The sequence below is a fragment of the Agromyces sp. Soil535 genome, assembly GCF_001428255.1.
Classification (GTDB): domain Bacteria; phylum Actinomycetota; class Actinomycetes; order Actinomycetales; family Microbacteriaceae; genus Agromyces.
In genome coordinates, this window is record NZ_LMRW01000006.1 from 94979 (window position 1) to 104438 (window position 9460).

Consider the following 9460-nt stretch of genomic DNA (forward strand, 5'->3'; position numbering starts at 1 on the left):
GCATTAGGCTGACCCTGTGACCGGGTCAGCTGCGCTCTTCACCGACCGCTACGAGCTCACGATGGTGGATGCCGCGCTGCGCGACGGCACCGCCCACCGGGAGAGCCTCTTCGAGGCGTTCGCCCGCCACCTGCCCGACGGCCGGCGCTACGGCGTCGTCGCCGGTACCGGCCGGCTCCTCGAGCTCATCGACCGCTTCCGCTTCGAGGACGCCGAGCTCGAGTGGCTCCGCGAGCACGAGGTGGTGCGTCCGGCCACCCTCGACTGGCTGGCCGACTACCGCTTCCACGGCGACATCTGGGGATACCGCGAGGGCGAGGCCTACTTCCCCGGCTCGCCGCTGCTCACGATCCAGGCGACCTTCGCCGAGGCCGTCATGCTCGAGACCATCGTGCTGTCGACCCTGAACTACGACTCCTCGGTGGCGAGTGCGGCCGCCCGCATGGTGTCGGTCGCGCTCGGACGACCCATCGCCGAGATGGGCTCGCGGCGCACGAGCGAGCGCGCCGCGATCGCGGCTGCCAGGGCCGCCTACATCGCCGGCTTCGACTCGACCTCGAACCTCGAGGCCGGCCGCACCTGGGGCATCCCGACGATGGGCACTGCGGCGCACGCGTTCACCCTCCTGCACGACTCCGAGGAGGCGGCGTTCCGGGCGCAGGTCGAGGCGTTCGGCCCCAAGACCACGCTGCTCATCGACACCTACGACATCGCGCGGGGCGTCGAGACGGCCGTGCGGGTCGCCGGCACGGAGCTCGGCGCGGTGCGCATCGACTCCGGCGACCTGCCCACCGTCGCCGCCGCGGTGCGCGAACAGCTCGACTCGCTGGGCGCCGTCGACACGAGGATCACCGTCACGAGCGACCTCGACGAGTTCTTGATCGCCGGTCTCTCGGCCGCACCCGTGGACGCCTACGGCGTCGGCACCGCCGTCGTCACGGGGTCGGGGTATCCGGCCGCCGGCATGGTGTACAAGCTCGTCGCTCGGCGCGACGATGCGGGCGAGTGGGTCGCCGTCGCGAAGGTGTCCACCCAGAAGCTGAGCGTCGGCGGCCGCAAGAATGCCGCGCGCCGGCTCGACTCGACCCGCACGGCCCGCGAAGAGCTCGTCTTCATCGGCGACGGCCCCGAGGGCGAGGCGGAGTTCGAACCGGGCAGCCGACTGCGGCCGCTGATGGTCCAGCTCATGGCCGACGGCGTCGCCGAGCCCATGTTCCTCGGCCACGAGGGAACCCTGGCGGCGCGCGCGCACCGGGCGGAGGTCATGCAGGAGCTGCCGATCGAGGCGTTCCGCCTCGGCCGCGGCGATCCGGTGATCCCGACGACGTACCGCTGACCGAGACTGCGCTACTCGGCCTTCATACGTTCGTAGATCTCCCTGCAGGTCGGGCACACCGGGAACTTCTCGGGGTCGCGCCCCGGGGTCCACTTCTTGCCGCACAACGCCTTCACGGGCTTGCCCGTGACGGCCGACTCGAGGATCTGCTCCTTCTTCACGTAGTGCGAGAACCGCTCGTGGTCGCCCGGCTCGATCGCCTCCTCCTGGAGGAGCTTCTCGAGCTCGCGGTCGAGCACGGAGGTGCCTCCGCCTGGGGCGTCGGGGTCGGCGATGCTCGCGCGCACAGGTTCGATCATGCGCTCGATTCTACGCGCGGATGCCGCGGCGCCGGCCGGTGCGCACCTATGCGCGCAGCGCGGCGCCGACGATCTCGGGCCCCCGCCGGTCGAAGACCCGGCCGCCGACCGAGACGCCCAGCGCCAGCACCGCGACGCCGAGACCGACCCCCGCGGCGAACGCCACAGCATGCCACCCCGGGTCCTGGAGCAGCCCGAGCGCGGCGAACGCGATGGCGGGTGCCGCGACGAGCAGCGAACCGAGCATCGTGATCGACTGCACGAGTGCGGTGACCGCACCCGTGGACTGGGGCTGCTGGAACGGGCTGTCGCCCGGCTTCACGGCGGGGTACGGGAACCTGGCCGAGGTGATCGAGCCCACACCCAGTCCGCCGAGGAGCAGGGCGGTGCTGACGCCGACGAGGGAGGGCAGCAGCCGCCAGTCGTCGAGCACGAACACGGTCACGGCGCTGCCGAGCCCGATGACGAGCAACCCTGCGATGAGCACTGGCACCAGTCGTCCCGCGCGGTCGGCGGCGCCACGCACGCCCGAGACGACGTGCAACCACACGGCCGTGTTGTCGTAGGCGGTGTCATTGTGCAGCGACCAGCCGAGCAGCAGGCACATGAGCGGCACGGGGATGAGCGCGGTGTACGAGAGCGGGATGCCGGCGATGCCGAGGGGCACGATCACGAGCACGGGCACGATGGGAACCATGATGATCGACACCCAGTACCGCGCGTCGCGGAACCAGTAGGTGAGGCTCCGCGCGGCCACCGCGCCCGTGGCGTTGTGCGGCATCCGATCGAACCAGCCGAGGCCGCGATAGCTCTTCGCGGATGCCTCGCGGCCGGGCGTCTCGAGCATCCTGGCCACGAGCCGCTGCCAGGCCAGCCAGATCGCCCAGAGCGTGAGGACCGCCACGCCGAACTTCAGGATCGCGATGCCCCAGTCCCCCGCCGCCGCGTCGCCGGGCGCCGCGAACGCCGCGCCGAGCGGCGTCCAGCCGAGCGCGCCGGCGATCGACTCCAGCACGCGCAGGCCGGAGTTGGCCCAGTCGAGCGTGACGAGCACCACGATCACCGGCGACAGCAGCACGATGAGCAGCACGCCGAGCACTCCGCTCGCCTCGCGCGCGCGGCGCGTGGAGAGCAGCACCGACGCGAGGCCGGTCGCGACGCGAGCGAGCAGCAGGCACGTGCCGAACGCCAGGGCTGCCGACATGAGGGCGATGAGCGACTCGCCGGCACCGCGCGACCAGGTGACCACGGTGCCGGCCAGCACGATCGCGAGCACGAACGCCGGGATCCCGATCGTCGCCGCGACCGCGAGGCCGAAGGCGAGCGTTCGGGCGGGCAACCCGAAGAGCGCGAACCGGCGAGGGTCCATCGTGTCGTCGACACCGAACGCCAGCGGGAAGATGACGAAGCCGATCATCGTCGCGGCACCCGCGACGATGAACACGTCCCGGATGAGCTCGACGTCACCGACGAACCGCAGACCGACGAGGGTCATGAACAGCAGCGCGGCGATCCCCAGCCCGTAGACGAGCCCGAGCACGATGCCGACGACCTGCCAGGGGCTCCGCCGGAAGATGTTCCCGAGCAGGCGCAGTTTCAATCGGAGAAACTGTGCAACCATTCCATGCCTTCCGCTGCCTTGCGTCCGCCGGCGAGCTCGACGAAGCGTTCTTCGAGAGCCTGCCCGGCGCGCACCTCGTCGAGCGTGCCGGAGGCCAGCACCCGGCCGCCGACGATGATCGCCGCGGAGTCGCAGACGCGCTCAATGAGGTCCATGCCGTGGCTGGACAGCAGCACGGTTCCGCCGCCGGCCACGAAGCGCTCGAGGATGTCGGTGAGGTTCGCGGCCGAGACGGGGTCGACGGATTCGAACGGCTCGTCGAGCACGAGGAGCCGCGGCGCATGGATCATCGCGCACGCCAGCGCGATCTTCTTCGTCATGCCGGCCGAGTAGTCCGCGACAAGGCGGTCGACGGCGTCCTCGAGCCCGAACGCGGCGATGAGGTCGGTGCTGCGCTCGCGCACGGTGCGCTGGTCGAGTCCGCGGAGCGCGCCGGAGTAGTAGAGCAGCTGTGCGCCCGTGAGGCGGTCGAAGAGGCGGAGCCGGTCGGGGAGCGCGCCGGTCGCGCGCTTGGCCGCGCGCGGGTCGGCCCAGGCGTCGACGTCGTTGATGCGCACGGTGCCGGCATCGGGGCGCAGCAGGCCGGTGACCATCGAGAGCGTCGTGGTCTTGCCCGCGCCGTTCGGCCCGACGATGCCGTAGAAGGAGCCGGCCCGAATGTCGAGGGAGATGCCGTCGACGGCGGTGTTGTCGCCGAAGCGCTTCACGAGCCCCTGGATCGCGAGCACGCGCGGCGCATCGGGCGCAGGCGCCGGCCGAGCGACCCGGATGGTGCGCTTCTTGCGCTGCACGGGCTTGCGGGGGGCGGGGATCACCACGACGGCTTGGTCGCCCGCGGCATCGGCTGCCTCGGGCTCGGTGACGACCTCGGCCCCGGCCACCTCGGCCCCGGCCACCTCGACACCCGCGGCGTCGGCCAGTGCCTCGTCGAGCGTGATCGTGGCAGGCGGATCCTCGACGGGCGCACCGGCCTCCGCCTCGATCACGGGGTCCACGGGATCGGCGGTGGCGCTGACGGCGTCGGCTTCGGCGGCGGTAGCCGGGTCGCCGACGGTCGATGCGGCGGCGCCGGACGCAGCAGTGACGGATGCATCGACGCCCGCATGTGACGCCGTGGAAGGGGGTTCGGCGATGGCGTCGTCGGCGATCGCGGCCGCTGCGACGGCTGCGGCGGCTCGCGCGGCCGCGGCACCCGCGCCAGGCTCCAGGGGCCGCTCGCGAGTGGTCTCATCGACCTCGTCCGTCGCGGTCGGCCCTGCCGACCGAGCAGGCGCTGCCAGCTCCGGCTTGCGGCTCGCGCGCTCGGCCGCGGTGGTCTCGGTGGTGAGCGCGGCGGCGACGCGCTGCGACTGGCGCTTCGTGGTCGCGGCCGCGGCGGCACGACTGCGTGAGGCCGGCGTAGCCGAGGCGGCCGACGTCCGTGCGACGCGGGAGGTCTTCGCGGCCTCTTCGCGTGCACTCGCGGCCTTCGACGACGCGGCGCGCGACGCCGCCGTGCGCTTCGAGGTCGCCGGCTGCGCTGGCTCCCCGTCCGCCGTGGACGCCGCATCCGACTCGGACGCGGTGGGCTTCGACGACGCGGACGGCGCCGCCTTCGACGCGGCGGTCTTCGACGCGGCGGTCTTCGACGCCGTCGACCTCGGCGTGCGCGGCTTCGCGCCCCCGGCCGCGGTCTTCGACGCGGTCGGCTTCGTCGCGGCCGGCTTCGTCGCGGCCGAGTCCCCAGCGTCGCCGTCGCCCGGCACCGCGGCCGACGCACCCTCGGCCGATTCACCGGCAGCCGTCTGCACGCGGCTCACCGACCCGCGTGGAGCGCGCGGCGCCCTCGACGTCCCCCGATCGGCGGACACCCCCGTGCCGGTGCCTTCGGGAGCTTCGTCGTCGTATTCTGAGCGCGAAACGGAAGTCACCCAGACAACCTACCAACCACTCCCCTCCGAACGAAGGCACGACGTCCCCCGAAGATGCTGAAACCTGTGCGTTCCCTGAACGGCGCATCACGATCCCACTACGACCGTCCATCGTTCGAGGCGCCGGGAGGCGGCGATCGATATCCTGTAATCCGGCATAACGGCGTGTCCACATGTGAACTTCCGGGTGAACTTCGGGCGAACGCTCGGCGACGAGCGCCCGGGGCATCCGACCCACCGAAGGAGATGCAGTGACCACCCAGATCGTGATTCTCGCGGCCGGCATGGGGAGCCGGCTCGGGCGATCCCTCCCCAAGCCCCTCACCGAGCTCAGCGACGGCCGCACCATCATGCGCCAGCAGTTCGACAACATCGAGCATGCGTTCGGAGCCAACGCCAACGTGACGATCGTCGTCGGCTACAAGCTCGAGCACATCATCGAGGCGTTCCCCCACGCGTCCTTCGTCTACAACGAGGAGTACGACCAGACCAACACGTCGAAGAGCCTCATGCGCGCCCTCGCGGCGTCGCAGGCGGGCGGCGTGCTGTGGATGAACGGCGACGTCGTGTTCGACCCGCGCATCCTCGACCGCGCGCTGCCGTTCATCGCACGCGACCAGTCCTTCGTGACCGTCAACACCGCGAAGGTGTCCGACGAAGAGGTGAAGTACACCACGACTCCTGAGGGCTACATCAAGGGGCTCTCGAAGACGGTCAAGGGCGGCCTCGGCGAGGCGGTGGGCATCAACTACGTGTCGAGTCGAGACAAGGCCGCCCTCCTCGCGCACCTCGCGCGCGTCGGCGACCAGGACTACTTCGAGCGCGGCATCGAGCTCGCGATCGAGAAGAACGGCATGCTCGTCGAGCCGATGGACATCTCCGACCTGTACGCGGTCGAGGTCGACTTCGCCGAAGACCTGGAGCGTGCGAACCACTTCGTGTGACCGGCGCACCACAGCAGTGGAGAGCGGATGCCTCGCGGCATCCGCTCTTCGCGTCTCGCGCTTTTCAGGGACTCACGCCGACTGCGCGACGCCCGCTTTCGCCAGCCTGGTCGCGATGACGCGGCCGACCCAGGTGAACAGCACGGGACTCGCAACCCAGAGCGGCAGGGCGATCGCCCAGGCCCACCAGGCGTAGTGCTCGGCGCCCAGCCCGATGAACACGGCGATGGCAAGCACCAACCCGGCGAACGCGGCTGACGCGTAGAATATCCACGCATCCCAGCGCGTGTAGCGGGTGATGAGGAACGGCAGTTCGATGAGCGCGCCCACGAGCAGGCCCGTGCCGACGAAGCGGCCGATCCACCAGGGCGCGAATGCGGCGCCGACGAGCCCGGCGATCACACCGGCCAGCACGGCGGTGCCGGGACGCTTCAGGAGCGCAAGCGCGACCACGCTCGGCAGGAAGTGCGTGCCCGCGGTGATGCCGTACAACAGCGGACCGAAGGCGGCGAACGCCGCAGCGAGGTAACCCGACGCCCCTGCCACGAGACCGCCGCCGACCCCGATGGCGGCGCAGCTCAGCAGGACGCGGGTACTGGTGCGGTGCACGATGCTCCTTCCGACCGGGCGCGGCACGCGCCGCCCGCATGCATCAAACCTACAGCCGACGGGCATCTACGATGAGAGCGTGATGAGCGCAGTATCCGTCGGGAGTGCCGGCGACGCGCATCCGCTGCAGCGGACGCCGTGGCTCCGATATCGACACTCCCTCTGGCTCCTCACGACGCGCGACCTGAAGGTGCGCTACTCGACGTCGGCGCTCGGCTACGTGTGGTCGGTGCTCGACCCGCTGGTGATGGCGGGCATCTACTGGTTCGTGTTCACCCAGGTCTTCCAGCGGCCGGTCGGCACCGAGCCGTACATCGTGTTCCTGCTCTCTGCGCTGCTGCCCTGGATGTGGTTCACCGGCGCGATCTCCGACTCGACACGGGCGTTCCTGAAGGACGCGAAGCTCGTGCGCTCCACGATGATCCCGCGCACGATCTGGGTGAATCGCATCGTGCTCTCGAAGGGCATCGAGTTCCTGCTTTCGCTGCCGGTGCTGGCGCTGTTCGCGATCGTGTTCCGCGCCGAGGTGGGCTGGGAACTGGCCCTGTTCCCCCTCGCGATCCTCCTGCAGGCCATCCTCACCGCCGGTGTCGCGCTCATCGTCGCCCCGCTCGTGGTGTTCTTCCGCGACCTCGAGCGGGCGGTGAAGCTCATCCTCCGGTTCCTGTTCTACGCGTCGCCGATCATCTACGGCGTCTCCAACCTGCCGAGCGAACTGCACGTCTGGGCGGCCTTCAACCCGCTGACCGGCATCTTCGGGCTCTACCGCGCCGCCTTCTTCCCCGACGAGCTGGACTGGTTCAACGTCGTCATCGCCGCCGCCATGTCGATCGCCCTGCTCGCTGTCGGGCTCCTCGTGTTCCGAGGCAGCGTGCGCCAGGTGCTGAAGGAGATCTGATGACGGATGCCGCAGCCGCCGCCCTCGCTGCGACCGAGACCCATGCGATCCGCGTCGAGGGACTCGGCATCCGCTTCCGGCGCAACCGGCGCGGACGTCGGTCCTTCAAGGACCTGCTCGCCGGTCGCCGCCGCCGCACGCGCCCCAACGAGTTCTGGGCACTCCGGAACGTGTCGATCGACGTGCGCCCCGGCGAGGCGATCGGCGTGGTGGGACGCAACGGACAGGGCAAGTCGACGCTGCTGAAGCTCGTCGCCGGCGTGATGGTCGCCGACGAGGGCACCGTCGAGGTGACCGGCGGGGTCGCCCCGCTCATCGAGATCACCGGCGGGTTCGTCGACGACCTCACGGTGCGCGACAACGTGTACCTCACCGCGGGCCTGCACGGCATGACGCGAGCGCAGATCGACGAGAAGTTCGACGAGATCCTCGAATTCGCCGACATCGGCGACTTCCTCGACACGCCCTACAAGCACCTGTCGAGCGGCATGAAGGTGCGCATCGCGTTCGCCGTCATCTCGCAGCTCGAGGAGCCGATCATCCTCGTCGACGAGGTGCTCGCCGTCGGCGACAAGGCGTTCCGCGAGAAGTGCTACCGGCGCATCGAGGAGCTCCTCGCGGGCGGGCGCACGCTCTTCTTCGTCTCGCACAACGAGCGCGACCTTCGCCGCTTCTGCACCCGCGGCCTCTATCTCGACAAGGGCGCGCTCGTGCTCGACGCGCCGATCGACGACGTGCTCGAGCGCTACAACGCCGAGCACGGCACCCTCAAGTAGGACCGAGCAGGCGAACTCGGGGCCGCCGCGGCGGGGTTCGGTCAACCGGATCGCAGTGCGCTGCGAGCGCGTTGTCGGCGCTGGACCCGACTGCCCCCATCGACTGGGTCACGCCCAGTTCGGCGCAGAGCTTGGCGTAGTCCTTGCTCGTGTAGACCGACCCGTGGTCGGAGTGGAAGATCGCCCCGGCCAAGCTCCCGCGGGTCGCGGCCGCGGCGATGACGGTGGCCAGGTACAGGTTCGTACCGTCGGCCAGCGGCAGGTAGGTGATATCCCCGACGTAGCGCTGGTTCGGCCCTTCGGCGGTGAAGTCCCGCCCGAGCAGGTCGGGCACCTTCTGCCCCGAGGGCTCGGGGATCGTCGTGCGGACCCGCCGCCGCTTGATGTAGCCGCGGATGCCGTGCTCACGCATCACCCGAGCGACCCGCTTGTGGTTGACCCGCTCCCCGGCAGCCTTGCCGTCGTTGAGTTCGGCGGTGATCCGAGGAGCACCACAGGTTTTGTCCTCCTCATGGACGGCTCGGATCCGCTCGGCCAGCGCGGCATCAGCAGCCGCACGAGCCTCTCGGGCCGGGGCAGCTGCCTGCCATGCGTAGTAGGACGAACGCTCGATCTCGACGAGCTCGCACAGCCGCTTCACCTCGAAGGTGGTGGAGTGATCGGCACCGAACTTCGGCGAGACTCCTCGGAGTAGTCCTTGCGGGCCATGGTTCTGGATCATCTCGCTTCCCCAGCAGGTGCTGGATTCAGCGTGTCCAAGAACCAGGGTCAGGCCCCTTTAGCGCCTCCCCCCGGAGGGCGACACTGGAGGGCCGAGAAATTCTCCATCGCTCACGCAGCACGCGTAACCCACGCAAATGTCCGCAGCCGGGCGCTCGTCCGGGATCGGCGCCGGCTCGATGCTGGCGGCAGCGCGGCTGGACCATCCCGGCGCGCGATGCCGGCGGGGCGTCGGCGATATTATTGTGCGCGTGGAGTACGTGTCCAGGGCGCCCGGTCCGCCGCTCGACGGGCTGATCGACGACCTCTACTACTTGGAGGGCGCCCCGCCGTACTCCCGGTTGATG

The 9460-nt window shown here is 70.3% G+C and carries 8 protein-coding genes and 1 pseudogene; 4 read left to right on the forward strand and 5 right to left on the reverse strand.

From position 1 onward, the window contains the following. Nucleotides 1-16: 16 nt before the first annotated feature. Complete coding sequence (locus tag ASG80_RS07290; RefSeq protein WP_082589882.1) at nucleotides 17-1336, forward strand: nicotinate phosphoribosyltransferase; 1320 nt, start codon at nucleotides 17-19, stop codon at nucleotides 1334-1336. Nucleotides 1337-1347: 11 nt separating this feature from the next. On the opposite strand, the gene ASG80_RS07295 is transcribed toward ASG80_RS07290, so the two are convergent. The 3 genes from ASG80_RS07295 to ASG80_RS07305 are packed head-to-tail and all read right to left on the reverse strand — an operon-like array spanning nucleotide 1348 to nucleotide 4047. Next, nucleotides 1348-1635 carry a DUF3039 domain-containing protein gene (locus tag ASG80_RS07295; RefSeq protein ID WP_056729508.1) on the reverse strand — a complete coding sequence of 96 codons (288 nt, stop codon included), beginning with the start codon at nucleotides 1633-1635 and terminating at the stop codon, nucleotides 1348-1350. Nucleotides 1636-1681: 46 nt separating this feature from the next. Further along, nucleotides 1682-3256 (reverse strand): hypothetical protein, encoded by a 1575-nt coding sequence (locus ASG80_RS07300; RefSeq protein ID WP_056729509.1) that lies wholly within the window; start codon nucleotides 3254-3256, stop codon nucleotides 1682-1684. Next, the gene (locus ASG80_RS07305; protein WP_369816232.1) at nucleotides 3232-4047 is read right to left on the reverse strand and encodes an ABC transporter ATP-binding protein; all 816 of its coding nucleotides are present in this window, start codon (nucleotides 4045-4047) and stop codon (nucleotides 3232-3234) included. The genes ASG80_RS07300 and ASG80_RS07305 overlap by 25 nt, the downstream gene beginning before the upstream one ends. Before the next feature lie 1370 nt (nucleotides 4048-5417). On the opposite strand from ASG80_RS07305, the gene ASG80_RS07310 reads away from it, so the two are divergent. Beyond that, nucleotides 5418-6110, forward strand: coding sequence for an NTP transferase domain-containing protein (locus ASG80_RS07310; RefSeq protein ID WP_056729510.1), 693 nt, complete (start codon nucleotides 5418-5420; stop codon nucleotides 6108-6110). A 72-nt stretch (nucleotides 6111-6182) separates the two neighbouring features. On the opposite strand, the gene ASG80_RS07315 is transcribed toward ASG80_RS07310, so the two are convergent. After that, nucleotides 6183-6719: an ECF transporter S component gene (locus ASG80_RS07315; RefSeq protein ID WP_056729511.1), complete on the reverse strand. Its 537-nt coding sequence runs from the start codon at nucleotides 6717-6719 to the stop codon at nucleotides 6183-6185. 82 nt (nucleotides 6720-6801) lie between these two features. Between ASG80_RS07315 and ASG80_RS07320 the strand changes: the two genes are divergently transcribed. Next, nucleotides 6802-7617 carry an ABC transporter permease gene (locus tag ASG80_RS07320; RefSeq protein ID WP_056729529.1) on the forward strand — a complete coding sequence of 272 codons (816 nt, stop codon included), beginning with the start codon at nucleotides 6802-6804 and terminating at the stop codon, nucleotides 7615-7617. Next, on the forward strand, nucleotides 7617-8393 hold the full coding sequence (locus ASG80_RS07325) for an ABC transporter ATP-binding protein (RefSeq protein ID WP_056729512.1): 777 nt from the start codon (nucleotides 7617-7619) through the stop codon (nucleotides 8391-8393). The genes ASG80_RS07320 and ASG80_RS07325 overlap by 1 nt, the downstream gene beginning before the upstream one ends. 61 nt (nucleotides 8394-8454) lie before the next feature. Here the strand turns inward: ASG80_RS07325 and ASG80_RS07330 are convergent. Continuing rightward, nucleotides 8455-9066: pseudogene (locus ASG80_RS07330) on the reverse strand (IS3 family transposase); the annotation flags it as partial. Between the last annotated feature and the right edge of the window lie 394 nt (nucleotides 9067-9460).